Consider the following 16,117-nt stretch of genomic DNA (forward strand, 5'->3'; position numbering starts at 1 on the left):
GTGCGCCACCTGCTGTCCACCGCCGACCTCTCCCGCGCCGACGCCCTCGCCGTCCTCGACACCGCCGAGGAGATGGCCGCCGTCAACCAGCGCGAGGTCAAGAAGCTGCCCGCCCTGCGCGGCCGCACCGTGGTGAACCTCTTCCTCGAGGACTCCACCCGCACCCGCATCTCCTTCGAGGCCGCCGCCAAGCGGCTCTCCGCGGACGTGATCAACTTCTCCGCGAAGGGGTCGTCCGTCTCCAAGGGGGAGTCGCTCAAGGACACCGTCCAGACGCTCGAGGCCATCGGCGCGGACGCCATCGTGATGCGCCACTGGTCCTCGGGCGCGGCCCGCCAGCTGGCCGACTCCGGCTGGGTGCGCTCCGCCGTCGTGAACGCCGGCGACGGCACCCACGAGCACCCCACCCAGGCCCTCCTGGACGCCTTCACCCTGCGCCGGCGCCTCGCCGCGGCGACGGGAGAGGACCTGGTCGGCCGGGACCTGACCGGCATGCGCGTGGTGATCGTGGGGGACATCCTGCACTCGCGCGTGGCCCGGTCCAACGTGTGGCTGCTCAGCACGCTGGGCGCACAGGTCACCCTGGCCGCCCCGCCCACCCTGCTGCCCGTGGGCGTGGCCGCGTGGCCGTGCCAGGTCACCTACTCGCTGGACGAGGCCCTCGACGCCGGCCCCGACGCCGTCATGATGCTCCGCGTCCAGGCCGAGCGAATGGGCGGCGCCTTCTTCCCGTCCGCAGGGGAGTACACCCGGACCTGGGGGCTGACCGACGACCGCTTCGCCCGCCTCACCGCCGGCCGGGGCGCCCTGCTCGACGAGCCCGTGGTCATGCACCCCGGCCCGATGAACCGCGGCCTGGAGATCAGCCCGGCGGCGGCGGACTCGCCCCGCAACACCGCCCTCGAGCAGGTCGCCAACGGCGTGTCCGTCCGCATGGCGGTCCTGCACCTCGTCCTCAACCACGACCAGGAGGTCCGCCCGTGAGCGCCCCCAGCCCCGCCCCCCTGCTGCTGCGCAGCGCGCGCCTGACCACGGGCGAGACCGCCGACGTGCTCGTCGCCGAGGGCCGGATCGCCGCCCTCGGCCCGGACGCCGCGACCCACGCCGCCGGCCTCGACCCGGCCCCCGAGGAGGTCGACTGCGCCGGCCTGGTGCTGCTGCCCGGGCTCGTCGACCTGCACACCCATCTGCGCCAGCCCGGCAAGGAGGACGCGGAGACGGTCGAGACCGGCACCCGCGCCGCCGCGATGGGCGGCTTCACCTCGGTCCACGCGATGGCCAACTCGACGCCGACGGCCGACACCGCCGGCGTGGTGGAGCAGGTGTGGCGGCTGGGCCGGGACGCGGGCTGGTGCGATGTGCACCCCGTGGGCGCGGTGACCGTGGGCCTGGCCGGCGAGGCCCTGGCCGACCTCGGCGCGATGGCCGACTCGCAGGCCCGCGTGCGGATGTTCTCCGACGACGGCATGTGCGTCCACGACGCCGTGCTGATGCGCCGTGCGCTCGAGTACGTGAAGTCCTTCGGCGGCTTCGTGGCCCAGCACGCGCAGGAGCCGAACCTCACCGCCGGCGCCCAGATGAACGAGTCCGAGCTCTCCGGCGTCCTCGGCCTGGCCGGCTGGCCCGCCGTGGCGGAGGAGGCCATCATCGCCCGTGACGTGCTGCTGGCCCAGCACGTGGACTCCCGCCTGCACGTGTGCCACGTCTCCACGGCCGGCTCCGTCGAGCTGATCCGCTGGGCCAAGGCCCAGGGCGTGGCCGTGACCGCCGAGGTCACCCCGCACCACCTGCTGCTCACCGAGGAGCTCGTCCGCTCCTACGACCCCGTGTTCAAGGTCAACCCGCCGCTGCGCCGCGAGTCCGACGTGATGGCCCTGCGCGCCGGGCTGGCCGACGGCACCATCGACACCGTGGGCACCGACCACGCCCCACACACCGCCGAGACCAAGCAGTGCGAGTGGACGGTCGCGGCGATGGGCATGACGGGCCTCGAGACCGCCCTGTCCGTGGTGCAGCAGGCGATGGTGGACACCGGCCTGATGGACTGGGCCGGCGTCGCCCGCGTGATGTCCACGGCGCCGGCCCGGATCGCCGGCCTGACCGACCAGGGCCAGGCCGACGAGCGCGGCGTCCCGCGCGTCGGCGCCGTGGCCAACCTCGTGCTCGTGGACCCGCAGGCCCGCCGCACCGTGGACCCCGAGCAGCACCTGACCAAGTCCCGCAACAGCCCGTACCGGGGCATGGAGCTGCCGGGCGCGGTACGCCACACGGTCTACCGCGGCGCCCGCGTCGTCGCCGACGGCGCCCCCGCCCGGCCGTACCGCCACCCGGCCCTGACGGAGACGGGGGAGCGCGCGTGAGCATCACCTCCCTGGCCGCCGCCCTGGCGGCCCGTCCCGTCCCGCCGCGGACCCCGACGAAGGACTACGCGGACGTGTGGCTGCCGGTGACCCTGGGCACCCTGGCCGTCGTCCTCGTGCTGCTCGGCCTGCTGGCCCTCGGGTGGCGGGCCCGCCGCCGGGCGCAGGCCGGGATCCCGGCCCCGGCCCCCGTGCCGACGGCCCTCTACGACGCCGAGCCGACGCTGTCCGCGGAGGGCATGCACGTGGGCACGGTGCGCGGCGAGGACCGACTGGACCGCGTGGCGGTGCACGGCCTGGGCCTGCGCTCGCGCGCCGTCCTCGAGGTCCACGACGCCGGCACCCACCGCGGCCTGCTCGTGCTCCGCCCCGGGGCCGCCAACCTGTTCATCCCCGCGGACGACCTCGTCGAGGCCGGCCTGTCCGGCGGGATCGCCGGCAAGTTCGTCGAGCCGGGCGGGCTCGTCGCCTGGGGCTGGCGCCTCGGCGACGTCGAACTCACCTCCGCCTTCCGCCCCGACCGCCCCGAGGACCGCGACCGGCTCCTCGCCGCCCTGCAGACCATCATCGACCCCGCCCCGGCCGACCCGGCCGGCCGCGCAGGAGAAGGAGACCCCCGATGAGCACCCCCACCGACGACCTGGCCCTGCTCGTCCTCGAGGACGGCACCGTCCACCGCGGCCGGGCCTACGGCGCCCGCGGCCGCACCCTGGGCGAGGCCGTGTTCACCACGGGCATGACCGGCTACCAGGAGACCCTCACCGACCCGTCCTACGCGGGGCAGATCATCGTGCAGACCTCCCCGCACATCGGCAACACCGGGGTCAACGACGCCGACCGCGAGTCGCGGGCGATCTTCGCCGCCGGCTACGTGGTCCGCGACGCGGCCCGGCGTCCGTCCAACTGGCGCGCCGAGCGCACCCTCGACGAGGAGCTCGAGACGTTCGGCGTCGTCGGGATCCGCGAGGTCGACACCCGGGCCATCACCCGCCGCCTGCGCACCGAGGGCTCGATGCGCGCCGGCGTGTTCTCCGGCGAGCACGCCGCCCGCCCGGAGGCCGAGCTGCTGGCGGAGGTGCGCGCCCAGCCGTCGATGGCCGGCGCCCGCCTCGCGGAGTCCGTCACCACGGAGCAGCCGTACGTCATCGAGCCGGCCGAGCACGGCTGGGAGGGCGAGCCGATCGCCGAGATCGCCGCCCTCGACCTCGGCATCAAGGCCGCCACGCCGCGGCACCTGGCCTCCCGCGGCATCCGCGTGCACGTGCTGCCCGCGGCCACGGACCTGGCCGGCATCCGCGCCGTGGACCCGGACGGCGTCTTCCTGTCCAACGGCCCCGGCGACCCGGCCACGGCAGACGCCCAGGTGGAGCTGCTGCGCGAGGTCCTCGACGCCGGCCTGCCGTTCTTCGGCATCTGCTTCGGCAACCAGATCTTCGGCCGCGCGCTCGGCTTCGACACCTACAAGCTGAAGTTCGGCCACCGCGGCCCGAACCAGCCGGTGCTGGACAAGGCCACGGGCCGCGTGGCCATCACCTCCCAGAACCACGGCTTCGCCGTGGACGCCCCCCTCGGCGAGCCGATCGAGGCGCCGGAGTCGCGCTTCGGCCGCGTCGAGGTCTCCCACTGGTCCCTGAACGACCAGGTCGTCGAGGGCCTGCGCCTGCTCGACCGGCCCGCCTTCTCCGTGCAGTTCCACCCGGAGTCCGCGGCCGGCCCCAACGACACCCTCGACCTGTTCGACCGCTTCGTGCAGCTGCTCACCGAGCACCGCGCCGCCACCACCCCCGCCACCGAAGGAGCCTGATCCATGCCCAAGCGCACCGACCTGAAGTCCGTCCTGGTCATCGGCTCCGGCCCCATCGTGATCGGCCAGGCCGCCGAGTTCGACTACTCGGGCACCCAGGCCATCCGCGTCCTCAAGGAGGAGGGCGTCCGCGTCGTCCTCGTCAACTCCAACCCGGCCACGATCATGACCGACCCGGAGCTGGCCGACGCCACCTACGTCGAGCCCATCACCCCGGCCGTGGTCGCCAAGATCATCGAGAAGGAGCGCCCGGACGCCCTGCTGCCCACCCTGGGCGGCCAGACGGCGCTGAACACCGCCATCGCCCTCGACAAGGACGGGGTGCTCGAGCGCTTCGGCGTCGAGCTGATCGGCGCGAACATCGAGGCCATCGAGCTCGGCGAGAACCGCGAGCTGTTCAAGGGCGTCGTGGAGCGTGCCGGCGGCGAGTCCGCCCGGTCCCACATCGTGCACACGATGGAGGAGGCCCTGGCCGCCGTCGAGGACCTGAAGTACCCCGTGGTGGTGCGCCCCTCGTTCACGATGGGCGGCCTCGGCTCCGGCATGGCCTACGACGAGGCCGACCTGTACCGCATCTGCGGCGCCGGCCTGCAGTACAGCCCGACCTCCGAGGTCCTGCTCGAGGAGTCCATCCTCGGCTGGAAGGAGTACGAGCTGGAGATGATGCGGGACAAGAACGACAACGTCGTCGTCGTCTGCTCCATCGAGAACGTGGACCCCGTGGGCGTGCACACCGGCGACTCCATCACCGTGGCCCCGGCCATGACGCTGACGGACCGCGAGTACCAGAAGCTGCGGGACATCTCGATCAACGTCATCCGCGAGGTCGGCGTGGACACCGGCGGCTGCAACATCCAGTTCGCGGTGAACCCCGTGGACGGGCGCGTCGTCGTCATCGAGATGAACCCGCGCGTCTCCCGCTCCTCGGCGCTGGCCTCGAAGGCCACCGGCTTCGCGATCGCCAAGATCGCCACCAAGCTGGCCCTGGGCTACACGATGGACGAGATCCCCAACGACATCACCCAGAAGACCCCGGCGTCCTTCGAGCCGGTCCTGGACTACGTGGTCGTGAAGGTCCCGCGCTTCGCGTTCGAGAAGTTCCCGGCGGCGGATCCCACGCTGACCACCACCATGAAGTCGGTCGGCGAGGCCATGGCCATCGGCCGCAACTTCACGGAGGCCCTGCAGAAGGCCCTGCGCTCGCTCGAGCAGAAGGGCTCGGAGCTCGCGTTCCCGCAGGACGCCGACCCGCAGGCCCTGCTCGCGGCGGCGAGCACGGCCACCACCGACCGGCTCTCCCAGACCCAGCAGGCGCTCTACGCCGGCGCCACGATCGAGGAGGCCTTCGAGGCCACCGCGATCGACCCGTGGTTCCTGGACCAGTTCGTGCTCATCAACGAGGTCGCGGACGAGATCCGCGACGCCGAGGTCCTCGACGAGGCCCTGCTGCGCCGCGCCAAGCGGCACGGGTTCTCCGACGCCCAGATCGGCTCGCTGCGGCACATGGACGCCGCGGTCGTGCGCGGCGTGCGTCACGCCCTGGGCGTGCGCCCCGTCTACAAGACCGTGGACACCTGTGCCGCCGAGTTCGAGGCCTTCACCCCGTACCGGTACTCCAGCTACGACCTCGAGACCGAGGTCGCCCCGCACGAGGGCGAGTCGGTGATCATCCTCGGCTCGGGCCCGAACCGGATCGGCCAGGGCATCGAGTTCGACTACTCGTGCGTGCACGCCACCATGGCGCTGCGCGAGGCCGGCTACGAGACCGTGATGGTCAACTGCAACCCGGAGACGGTATCCACGGACTACGACATCTCCGATCGCCTCTACTTCGAGCCGCTCACGCTCGAGGACGTCCTGGAGGTCATCGCGGCAGAGGAGGCCTCCGGCGGCGTGCGCGGCGTCTTCGTGCAGCTCGGCGGCCAGACCCCGCTCAAGCTGGCCCAGCAGCTCGCCGACGCCGGCGTGCCGATCCTGGGCACCTCGCCCGCGGCCATCGACCTGGCCGAGCACCGCGGTGAGTTCGCGCTCGTGCTCGAGCGCGCGGGCCTGGTGGCGCCGAAGAACGGCACGGCCGTCTCCTTCGACGACGCCAAGCGCGTGGCGGACGAGATCGGCTACCCCGTGCTCGTGCGCCCCTCCTACGTGCTCGGCGGCCGCGGCATGGAGATCGTGTACTCCGAGGAGGCGCTGGCCCACTACGTGGCGCACGCGACGGAGATCACCCCCGACCAGCCGATGCTCGTGGACCGCTTCCTCGAGGACGCGATCGAGATCGACGTCGACGCCCTCTACGACGGCACCGAGCTGTACCTCGGCGGCGTCATGGAGCACATCGAGGAGGCGGGCATCCACTCGGGCGACTCCGCGTGCGTGCTGCCCCCCGTCACCCTGGGCCCGGACGTGCTCGAGCGCGTGCACCGCGCCACCGAGCGGATCGCGGCCGGCGTCGGCGTGCGCGGCCTGATCAACATCCAGTTCGCGCTCGCCTCGGACGTGCTGTACGTGATCGAGGCGAACCCGCGCGCCTCGCGGACCGTGCCGTTCGTCTCGAAGGCCACGGGCGTCCAGCTGGCCAAGGCGGCCGCGCGGATCGGCGTCGGCGAGAGCATCGCCGACCTGCGCGCGGCCGGCATGCTGCCCACGGCGTACGACGGCGGCACCCTGCCGATCGGCGCGCCCGTGGCGGTCAAGGAGGCGGTGCTGCCGTTCACCCGCTTCCGCACCGCGGAGGGCCGCGTGGTCGACTCGCTGCTGGGCCCGGAGATGCGCTCGACGGGCGAGGTCATGGGCATCGACAAGCACTTCGACACCGCGTTCGCCAAGTCCCAGTCCGCCGCCGGCGGCCCGCTGCCCACCTCGGGGCGCGTGTTCGTGTCGGTCGCGAACCGGGACAAGCGCACCCTCGTGGGCCAGGCCAAGCGCCTCGTCGACCTCGGCTTCCAGGTGGTCTCCACCGGCGGCACCGCCGAGGTGCTGCGGCGCAACGGCATCCCCGCGGAGGTCGTGGCGAAGATCGCCGACGCCGGGCACGAGGACGGCGCGGGCACCGTGCTGGAGCAGCTGCACGCCGGCACCGTCGATCTCGTGCTGAACACGCCCTCCGGCGGCGACGCCCGCACGGACGGCTACGAGATCCGCGCGGCCGCGACGTCGCTCGGCGTGCCGGTGATCACGACCACGGCCGAGTTCGGGGCGTGCCTGCAGGCCATCGAGGCCATGCGGTCCTACGAGTGGTCCGTCACCTCACTGCAGGAGCACGACGCGCGCCTGCAGCAGGCTGTCGCCGGTCCGGAGGCCGCGGCGTGACCACGACGGCGACGGGCGGCGCGGGGCCCCGCGCCCCCTTCGGGCGGCGGCTGGCCCAGGCCATGGAGACGGCCGGTCCGCTGTGCCTCGGCGTGGACCCCCATCCGGGCCTGCTGCGGCAGTGGGGCCTGAGCGACACCCCGGCGGGCCTCGAGGCGTTCTCCCTGACCGCCCTCGAGGCGGCGGTGGGTCCCGAGGGGCCCCGCGTGGCGGCGATCAAGCCCCAGGTGGCGCTGTACGAGCGCCACGGATCGGCCGGCCTGGCGGCCCTGGAGCGGCTGCTCGCGGCCGCCCGAGACGCCGGGGTGCTCACGATCGCGGACGCCAAGCGCGGTGACATCGGCTCCACCATGGACGGCTACGCCGCCGCGTGGATCGCCGATGCCTCGCCCCTGGCCGCGGATGCGGTGACGCTCAGCCCGTACCTGGGTTTCGGCACCCTCGTGCCGACCATCCGCGCCGCCCACGAGGCCGGCCGCGGCGTGTTCGTCCTCGCGCTGACCTCCAATCCGGAGGGCCGCGAGGTCCAGCACGTGGGCGAGGGGTCGGCCGAGGGATCGGTCGCCCGGCGCATCGCCGCGGCGGCGGCCGCCGAGAACGCGGCCCTGCGCGGCGACGACGCGTGGGGGCCGGTGGGACTCGTCTTGGGCGCCACGGTGGCCGCCGAGGCGGACCGCCTCGGCCTGGACCTGCCGGCCCTCGGCGGGCCCCTGCTGGCGCCCGGGTTCGGTGCCCAGGGCGCCACGGCCCGGGGCATGCGGGCCGACTTCGGGACGGCCTGGCCGCAGGTCTTGGCGACCTCGTCCCGCGGCATCCTGAGCGCGGGCCCGTCGGTGGCCTCGCTGGTGGACACGATCGAGGAGAATCGCGCCGCCCTGCGGTGACGCCCGCGTCCTCCCGGCGCGCCCGTGCCGTGTGGACGGGATGGTATCTTCCCTTTCGATCGGCTGTGCTCGTCGTCCTTGACGGTGGAAGGGTCTCGACGGGGCCGGTGAGGAATGAGAGGCATCGAGGTCAGACCATGGCGTTGCGGCAGCTCAGTGTGCAGGAGCGGGCGGAGGCCCGGAGGAAGGCCCTCCAGGCCCGCCAGGCGCGGGCGGAGCTCAAGGCGGCCTTCGCCGCCGGTGCGGTCGGCCTGGCCGACGTGTTCGCGCGCGCGGACACCGAGGACGCCGTCGCCCGCCTGCGGACCGTGGACCTGCTGCTGGCCCTGCCGGGCGTGGGCGAGGTCCGGGCCCGGGAGACGATGGCGGGGTGCGGCATCTCGCCGCGGCGTCGGCTGGGCGGCCTGGGCCGTCGTCAGCGCGAGGCGTTGATCGCCTATATTGGCCGGTGACCCCCACACCCCGGCGGGTCGGCGCCGGCCCGGGTGAAGGGCCTGCGAGGCCCGTCCCACCAGGAGGATGCGTGACCGACACGTTCGACCCCGGACCCGCCCCCGCCGTCCCGGTGGCCCGCACCGCCGTCCAGGAACGCCCCCCGGGCCCGGGCGTCACCGTCCTGGCCGGCCCCACCGCCGTCGGCAAGGGCACCGTGTCGGCCTACGTCCGCGAGCACTACCCCGAGGCCTGGCTGTCCGTCTCCGCCACCACCCGCCCGGCGCGCCCGGGCGAGGAGGACGGGGTGCACTACTACTTCACGACGCCGGAGGAGTTCGACTCCCTCGTCGAGGCGGACGAGATGCTGGAATGGGCCGTCGTGCACGGCGTCCACCGCTACGGCACGCGGCGCGACCGCGTGATGGAGGCCGTGGCGCAGGGCCGCCACGTCCTGCTGGAGATCGACCTGCAGGGAGCGCGCCAGGTCCGCCGTGCGCTGCCGGAGGCCACCTTCGTGTTCCTGGCGCCGCCGAGCTGGGAGGAACTCGTGTCCCGGCTGCTCGGCCGCGGCACCGAGAGCCCGGAGGAACAGCGCCGCCGGCTCGAAACGGCTAGACTGGAACTCGCCGCGGAACCCGAGTTCGACGCCGTCGTCGTGAACGACCGCGTGGAGCGGGCCGCCGAGGAACTGGTGAGACTCATGGGGCTGGACCCCGAGCGCCGTCCGACCGAGGCCTGAGGACCGGCCGCACCGACGCCGCACCCGGCGCCGACGTGACAGTGAGATGAAGACTTTGGAGACCCCGTGACCGAACAGTACGAAGGCATCGTCAACCCGCCCATCGACTCCCTGCTGGAGCGGGTCGACTCGAAGTACGCCCTGGTGCTCTTCGCCGCCAAGCGGGCCCGGCAGATCAACGCCTACTACTCGCAGCTGCACGAGGGGCTGTTCGAGTACGTCGGCCCGCTCGTGGACACCCAGCTGAACGAGAAGCCGCTGTCCATCGCCCTGCGCGAGATCGAGGCCGACCTGCTCGTGTCCCGCGAGGCCGTCGAGGCCACCCCGGAGGCCGACCTGGCCGCCGAGGACTTCGGCGACTTCTCCCTGCCGGGCGAGGACGACCCGTTCGCCACCCTCGAGTCGGCCGACGCCCACCAGCCGATGGGCGATCCCGCCGCCATCGAGGAGGCCGCCGAGACGGTGCGCGCCGAGGAGGGCACCTCCGAGGACGCCCCGGAGGCCTGAACCCGTCATGGAGATCGTCCTCGGGGTCGGCGGCGGCATCGCGGCCTACAAGGCGGCGCTGCTGCTGCGCCTGATGACCGAGGCCGGCCACGGCGTGACCGTGGTGCCCACCGCCAACGCCCTCGAGTTCGTGGGCGCGGCGACGTGGGAGGCCCTCTCCGGTCGCCCGGTCCGCACGGACACGTTCGAGGCGGTCGACGAGGTGAACCACGTCCGGCTCGGCCGGCGTGCGGACCTCGTGGTGGTCGCGCCGGCCACCGCCGATCTGCTCGCGCGCACCGCCGCGGGGATGGCGCCCGACCTGCTGGGCAACGTGCTGCTCACCGCCACGTGCCCCGTCGTCCTGGCCCCCGCCATGCACACCGAGATGTGGCACCACCCCGCCACGGTCGCCAACGTCGCCCTCCTGCGCGAGCGCGGCGTCACGGTCGTGGACCCCGCCGTGGGCCGGCTCACCGGGGCCGACTCCGGCGCCGGGCGGCTGCCCGAGCCCGCCGAGATCTGGGAGCGTGCGCAGGCCGCCGCGGCCGCGGGCGCCCCGCGCCGTCCCCGGGCCTCCGGGTCCGACGCCGAGCCGACACCCGGCCCGCTGGCCGGTCGCACCGTGGTGATCACGGCCGGGGGCACCCGCGAGGCGCTGGACCCGGTCCGCTACCTGGGGAACCGCTCCTCCGGCAAGCAGGGGGCCGCCCTGGCGCGCGCGGCCCTCGAGGCCGGCGCCACCGTGCGGTTCGTCGCCGGGTCCATGTCCGTCCCGACGCCCGAGGGCGTCGAGCGCGTCGTGCCCGTGGAGTCCACGCAGGACCTGCTCGAGGCCGTGCTGGCGGAGGCCGCCGACGCCGACGTCCTCGTGATGGCGGCGGCCGTCGCGGACTTCCGACCGGCCGAGGTCTCCGACGCCAAGATGAAGAAGGGCGACGACGGCGGCGCGCCCGTCATCGTGCTCGAGCGCACCCCGGACGTGCTCGCCACGGCCGTGCGGACCCGCTCCGAGGGCGGGCCCATGGCCCCGCTCATCGTCGGCTTCGCCGCGGAGACCGGCGACGCGACGTCCTCCGTGCTCGAGTACGGCCGGGCCAAACTGGCGCGCAAGGGCTGCGAGATGCTCGTGGTCAACGAGGTCGGCACGGACAAGGTGTTCGGCCGGGACGAGACCGCCGTGACCATCCTGTTCGCCGACGGCCGCCCCGCCGTGGAGACCGTGGGCTCCAAGGACCAGGCGGCGGCCGCCGTCGTGCAGGCGATCGTGGATGACCTCGCCGGTCGCGACCCCGCCGGCGCGTCGGGCCGCTGACCTAGACTGTGCGGCATGACCGATGCCGCCTCGCTGAGCCCCGCCCGCCACGCCGACCCGTATTCGGGGGTGGGCGGCGGAGAGCTCCGCCTCTTCACCTCCGAGTCCGTCACGGCGGGCCACCCCGACAAGATCTGCGACCAGATCTCCGACGCCATCCTGGACGCGATCCTCGCCGCCGACCCGTCGGCGAAGGTGGCCGTGGAGACCCTGACCACCACCGGCCTGGTGCAGGTGGCCGGCGAGGTGAACACCTCGGCGTACGTGGAGATCCCCAAGATCGTGCGCGAGACCATTCTGGACATCGGCTACGACTCCTCGGCCAACGGCTTCGACGGCGCCCAGTGCGGCGTGAACATCTCCATCGGCCAGCAGTCCTCGGACATCTTCGCCGGCGTCTCCCGGTCCCTCGAGGCCCGCGAGTACGGCTCGGCGGACGAGGTGGACGAGCAGGGCGCGGGGGACCAGGGCATCATGTTCGGCTACGCCACGGACGAGACCCCGGCGTACATGCCCATGCCCATCTACCTCGCGCACCGGCTCTCCGAGCGGCTCACCGCGGTGCGCCGGGCGGAGAACACGCCCATGCCGTACCTGCTGCCGGACGGCAAGACGCAGGTCACCATCGGCTACGCGCCCGGCCACGTGCCCACCACGGTCGAGGCCGTGGTGGTCTCCACGCAGCATCACGAGTGGGTCACGCAGGAGCAGCTGCGGGCGGACGTGGAGGAGCACGTGATCCGGCCCGTCATCGAGCGCTCCGGCCTCGACACCTCCGGCATGCGGATCATCATCAACCCGGGCGGCAAGTTCGTCATCGGCGGCCCCGTGGGCGACGCCGGCCTCACCGGTCGCAAGATCATCGTGGACACCTACGGTGGCATGGCCCGGCACGGCGGCGGCGCCTTCTCCGGCAAGGACCCGTCCAAGGTGGACCGCTCCGCCGCCTACATGCTCCGCTGGGTCGCGAAGAACGTGGTGGCCGCCGGCCTCGCCTCGCGCGCCGAGTTCCAGGTGGCCTACGCGATCGGCTCGGCCCGGCCCGTGGGCCTGTACGTGGACACCTTCGGGACGGCCACGGTGCCGGAGGAGAAGATCATCGAGGCCGTGAACGCGGTGTTCGACCTGCGTCCGGCCGCCATCGTGAAGGAGCTGAACCTCCTGCGGCCCATCTACCGACGGACCGCCGCGAACGGCCACTTCGGCCGGGACGACGCCGACTTCACGTGGGAGCGCACGGACCGCGTCGAGCAGCTGCGCGCTGCCGCCGGCCTCTGATCCGGAGGCGGGCATCACGGACACGCTGTTCGCCCTCCCGGAGCCGGAGGACGCGCCCCGACTGCCGGAGCGGGCCGAGGGGTGGCCGGAGCGGCCGATCGCCCGCGTCCTGCTGGACTCGCCCGTGCCGCACCTGGACCGCGAGTTCGACTATCTCGTGCCCGTGGCCCTGGACGACCGGGCGGTCCCCGGCTCCCGCGTGTCCGTCCGCTTCGGCGGACGGGCCATGACGGGCTGGCTCGTCTCGCGGGAGCAGGAGCCGGCCACCGGCGCCCAGCTCACCGAGCTCACCGGCGTGCTCACCGCCATCCCGCCGCTGACGGAGGAGGTCCTGGCGACGGCTCGCGCGGTGGCCCGCCGCCAGGCCGGCGTCGTCACGGACGTGCTGCGGGCCGCGGTGCCCCCGCGCGTTGCGCAGGTCGAGAAGGCCGCCCTGGCGGAGGACGCGGAAACCGCCGCGGACCACCCTGTGACGCTGACCGGCACGGACGCCGAGCGCCCGGAGCCTCCCGCGGCGGAGGAGGGCCTCGTGCCCACGGTGTGGGAGTCCCTCGAGGGGGGCACCGCGTTCGTGTCCGCCGTGCTGGCCGGGGACGCCGCGCGGGCGGCCGCCGTCGTGCCCTCGCGCCTGTTCGAATGGGACGAGGCGGGCGCGCTGGCCGCTCTGGCGCGCACGGTGGCCGCCTCGGACGGCGGCGTCCTGCTGCTGGTGCCCGACCACCGCGACCTCGACCGGCTCTGCGCCGCCCTCGACGAGCACGTGGGGGAGGACGCCTACGCGCGGATCGGCTCCGAGGACGGCAACACGCCCCGGTACCGCGCCCACCTGGCCGCGCTGCGCGGCACCCGGCGCATCGTGGCCGGCACCCGGGCCGCCGTGTGGTCGCCCGTGCGCGACCTGAGGCTGGTGGTGCTCTGGGACGACGGCGACGACGCGTGGGCAGAACCCCGCGCGCCCTACTTCCACGCCCGAGAGGTCGTGTTGGAGCGGGCCCGCGCGACCGGCGCGGCGCTGCTCTTCGCCGGGCCCTCCCGGTCCGTCCCGGTGCAACGGCTCGTCGAGTCGGGCTGGCTGCTGCACCTGGGCCCCTCCCGCGCGACCCAGCGCGAGCTCGGGCCACGGGTCGTCTCCACCGCCGACGCCTGGGAGACGGCGCGCGACCCGTTCGCGCAGCGGGCGCGGCTGCCGCAGGCCGCCTGGGCCGCCGCCCGCGCCGCGCTGCTCGGGCCACGGCCGGGCCCGGTGCTCGTGCAGGTGGCCCGGGCCGGCTTCATCCCCGCCCTCGTGTGCGAACGGTGCCGCACGCCCGCCCGCTGCCGCGTCTGCGCGGGGCCGCTGGGCTTCCGCGACGCGCGGGCCGCCCGGCACGGGGAGGTGGCCTGCCGGTGGTGCGGCACCCGGGAGCGCGGCTTCCGGTGCACCGAGTGCGGCGGCACGACGCTGCGGGCCGGCGCCCGCGGCGTGGACCGCACGGCCGAGGAGCTGGGCCGGGCGTTCCCGCGCGTGCCCGTGCACGCCTCCTCGGCGCAGCACATGCTCGGCTCGGTGCCGCCCGGGCCCTCCCTGGTGGTGGCGACCGTGGGGGCCGAGCCGGCGACGCCCGACGGCTACGCGGCCGCCCTGCTGCTCGACGGGGACAGCCAGCTCCAGCGCGAGGGCCTCGACGTGCCGGGCCGCGTGCTCGCCCGCTGGCTCGCGGCCGCCTGCCTGGTCCGCCCCGCCTCCGACGGGGGCGTCGTGGTGGTCACCGCGGACGCGGGGGAGGCGGTGAACGCGCTCGTCCGACGGGACCCCGACGGCTTCGCCGCGCGCCAGGTCGCCGAGCGGCGCGAGCTGCACCTGCCTCCCGCCGGCCGCCTCGCAGAGGTCACGGGGGAGGCCGCCGCCGTCGCGGAGTACCTCGAGCTCGTGGAGGCCGCCCGCCGGGAACGGCCGGACGAGGACGTCCACGAGGATCCGCACTCGGCCCCGCTCGATGGCGGCCCGGCGCGGCTGCCCTGGATTGGGCCGGTGCCGGACCCCGCCGACGAGACCCGCTCCCGCGCCCTGCTGATCTTCCCCTACGCGGCGGCCGAGGCCACCGTCGGCGCCCTGCGCGCCGCCCGGTCCGCAGCGAGCGCTCGGCGGGAGACCGCCCCGGTGCGGGTGCGGCTCGACCCGGCCGGGGTGCTCTGAGGGGGCGGCCGGACCGACCCGCAGCCCGAGGGGCCGGAGCGCGGCGACGCCGGGGCGATGACGGTGTCAGCGGCCGGCGCGGCGGAGCCAGTCGCGGATCAACGCCGCACAGGCGGCCGGCCGCTCGTAGTGCAGCAGATGCCCGACGCCGTCGAGGACGTGCAGCTCCGCCGTGCCGCCCGCGTCGTCGATCGCCGCGGCGAGCGCCTCCTGTGCCGGCACCGAGCCCAGCGGATCCTCCCGCCCCGCGACCAGCAGCACCGGCAGGCTGAGGCGGGCGGCGACGTCGGCCACGGAGCCCGTGCTCGAGGCGCGGTACGCCTCGGAGAGCATGCGTGCGGAGGCGAAGTCCGAGAAGTGGCGCCGGTGCTGGTCATGGGTGTACGCGAGGACATCCCTGTCCCTGGTGTGGGTCATGGCGAGCGTGGTCACCCACACGACCGGCGGCGCGCCCAGCAGCAGCCGCGCCGGGCGCTCGGGCAGGCGGGCGGCGACCTCGTAGTACCCCTCGGCGACGGCCGCCAGCACCCGACTCGACACGGACGCCGACGCCTCCAGCGCGGGTTCGGCGATGGGGTTGAGCAGGACCAGCCGTCCCCACCGGGACGGGTCCCGCGCGACCAGCTCGGCCGCCACCGTCGTCCCGTAGGAGTGCGCGACCAGCACGGGGGTCGCCCGCAGACCCAGGGCGGCGACGACGGTGGCCACCGCGTCCGCGTGATGGGCCACGGTGTGCTCGGCGTGGGGGAAGGGCTCCGAAGCCCCGAAGCCGGGCAGCTCGATCGAGTGGATCGGATGCTCCGGGAGCGCGTCGGCCAGCAGGGCGAGGCCGTGGTGGTCCCCGCGGAAGCCGTGCACGAACACGAGCGGGGCAGCGGCCGCGTCCCCCTCGGGTGCGCCGGGCGATCCCGGCGCGGCCACCGGAACGGGGGTGTACTCCCACACGGCCACGGACGACCGGATCCCGCTGACGGGGTCCGGGACGGCCAGGGTGTGCCGGCGGGGCGTCCGGGCCGGGTGGCCCGTGAGCACGCGGGGATCGGCGGGCGCCGCGGGCGGGCGCAGCAGATCGCGCAGGCGGACGGGCGGGCCCGGGGCGGCGGACGGCGTCGGGACAGGCACGTCCCCACCCTAGCTGTAGGAGGGCATGACGTTGTTGACTCGGGCCGGTGCCAACGAGGCCGGAGGAGCGTCTCCGCAGGAGGTATGAGGCCGATGGTAGTTGTAGTGGTTCACCCACACCGCCAGGGCCTCACGCCGAGCTTGCTCTGAGGTGTAGGGGCGGGCGTAGAGGACCTCATCGACCATCAGCCGGTTGTACCGTTCGACCT

At 74.5% G+C, this 16,117-nt stretch carries 14 protein-coding genes; 12 read left to right on the forward strand and 2 right to left on the reverse strand.

The window, feature by feature from the left end:
• From NR073_RS03425 to NR073_RS11160, 12 genes are all read left to right on the forward strand, one after another.
• Positions 1-984 (forward strand): aspartate carbamoyltransferase catalytic subunit, encoded by a 984-nt coding sequence (locus tag NR073_RS03425; protein ID WP_036313715.1) that lies wholly within the window; start codon positions 1-3, stop codon positions 982-984.
• A complete protein-coding gene (locus NR073_RS03430; protein WP_036313718.1) occupies positions 981-2,360 on the forward strand; it encodes a dihydroorotase in 1,380 nt (459 codons plus the stop codon). The genes NR073_RS03425 and NR073_RS03430 overlap by 4 nt, the downstream gene beginning before the upstream one ends.
• Complete coding sequence (locus tag NR073_RS03435; protein WP_012750893.1) at positions 2,357-2,983, forward strand: hypothetical protein; 627 nt, start codon at positions 2,357-2,359, stop codon at positions 2,981-2,983. The genes NR073_RS03430 and NR073_RS03435 overlap by 4 nt, the downstream gene beginning before the upstream one ends.
• Positions 2,980-4,164, forward strand: coding sequence for a glutamine-hydrolyzing carbamoyl-phosphate synthase small subunit (gene carA / locus NR073_RS03440; protein WP_036313720.1), 1,185 nt, complete (start codon positions 2,980-2,982; stop codon positions 4,162-4,164). Before NR073_RS03435 ends, carA begins: the two co-directional genes overlap by 4 nt.
• A 3-nt stretch (positions 4,165-4,167) precedes the next feature.
• A complete protein-coding gene (carB, locus tag NR073_RS03445) occupies positions 4,168-7,473 on the forward strand; it encodes a carbamoyl-phosphate synthase large subunit (protein ID WP_010078599.1) in 3,306 nt (1,101 codons plus the stop codon).
• Positions 7,470-8,357, forward strand: a complete 888-nt coding sequence (pyrF, locus tag NR073_RS03450) for an orotidine-5'-phosphate decarboxylase (protein WP_036313723.1) — start codon at positions 7,470-7,472, stop codon at positions 8,355-8,357. The genes carB and pyrF overlap by 4 nt, the downstream gene beginning before the upstream one ends.
• Positions 8,358-8,494: 137 nt before the next feature.
• A complete protein-coding gene (mihF, locus tag NR073_RS03455; RefSeq protein ID WP_036313727.1) occupies positions 8,495-8,809 on the forward strand; it encodes an integration host factor, actinobacterial type in 315 nt (104 codons plus the stop codon).
• A 71-nt stretch (positions 8,810-8,880) separates the two neighbouring features.
• Positions 8,881-9,531: a guanylate kinase gene (gmk, locus tag NR073_RS03460; protein ID WP_010078602.1), complete on the forward strand. Its 651-nt coding sequence runs from the start codon at positions 8,881-8,883 to the stop codon at positions 9,529-9,531.
• Between the two features lie 66 nt (positions 9,532-9,597).
• On the forward strand, positions 9,598-10,038 hold the full coding sequence (gene rpoZ, locus NR073_RS11325; protein WP_010078603.1) for a DNA-directed RNA polymerase subunit omega: 441 nt from the start codon (positions 9,598-9,600) through the stop codon (positions 10,036-10,038).
• Between the two features lie 7 nt (positions 10,039-10,045).
• Entirely contained in the window at positions 10,046-11,332 is a 1,287-nt protein-coding gene (gene coaBC, locus NR073_RS03470) for a bifunctional phosphopantothenoylcysteine decarboxylase/phosphopantothenate--cysteine ligase CoaBC (protein ID WP_044659810.1), read from the forward strand.
• Positions 11,333-11,347: 15 nt separating this feature from the next.
• Positions 11,348-12,610: a methionine adenosyltransferase gene (gene metK, locus NR073_RS03475; protein ID WP_010078605.1), complete on the forward strand. Its 1,263-nt coding sequence runs from the start codon at positions 11,348-11,350 to the stop codon at positions 12,608-12,610.
• A 112-nt stretch (positions 12,611-12,722) separates the two neighbouring features.
• Positions 12,723-14,786 (forward strand): primosomal protein N', encoded by a 2,064-nt coding sequence (locus NR073_RS11160; RefSeq protein WP_159401773.1) that lies wholly within the window; start codon positions 12,723-12,725, stop codon positions 14,784-14,786.
• 66 nt (positions 14,787-14,852) lie between these two features.
• Here the strand turns inward: NR073_RS11160 and NR073_RS03485 are convergent, their stop codons facing one another.
• Together NR073_RS03485 and NR073_RS03490 are read right to left on the reverse strand one after the other, a co-directional pair.
• Positions 14,853-15,908 (reverse strand): alpha/beta fold hydrolase, encoded by a 1,056-nt coding sequence (locus tag NR073_RS03485; RefSeq protein ID WP_044659808.1) that lies wholly within the window; start codon positions 15,906-15,908, stop codon positions 14,853-14,855.
• A gap of 9 nt (positions 15,909-15,917) precedes the next feature.
• The coding region (locus tag NR073_RS03490) for an integrase core domain-containing protein (protein ID WP_256748606.1) at positions 15,918-16,117 on the reverse strand (200 nt) is incomplete at its 5' end.

This window comes from Micrococcus sp. Mcc28 (genome assembly GCF_024519775.1).
Classification (GTDB): domain Bacteria; phylum Actinomycetota; class Actinomycetes; order Actinomycetales; family Micrococcaceae; genus Micrococcus; species Micrococcus luteus.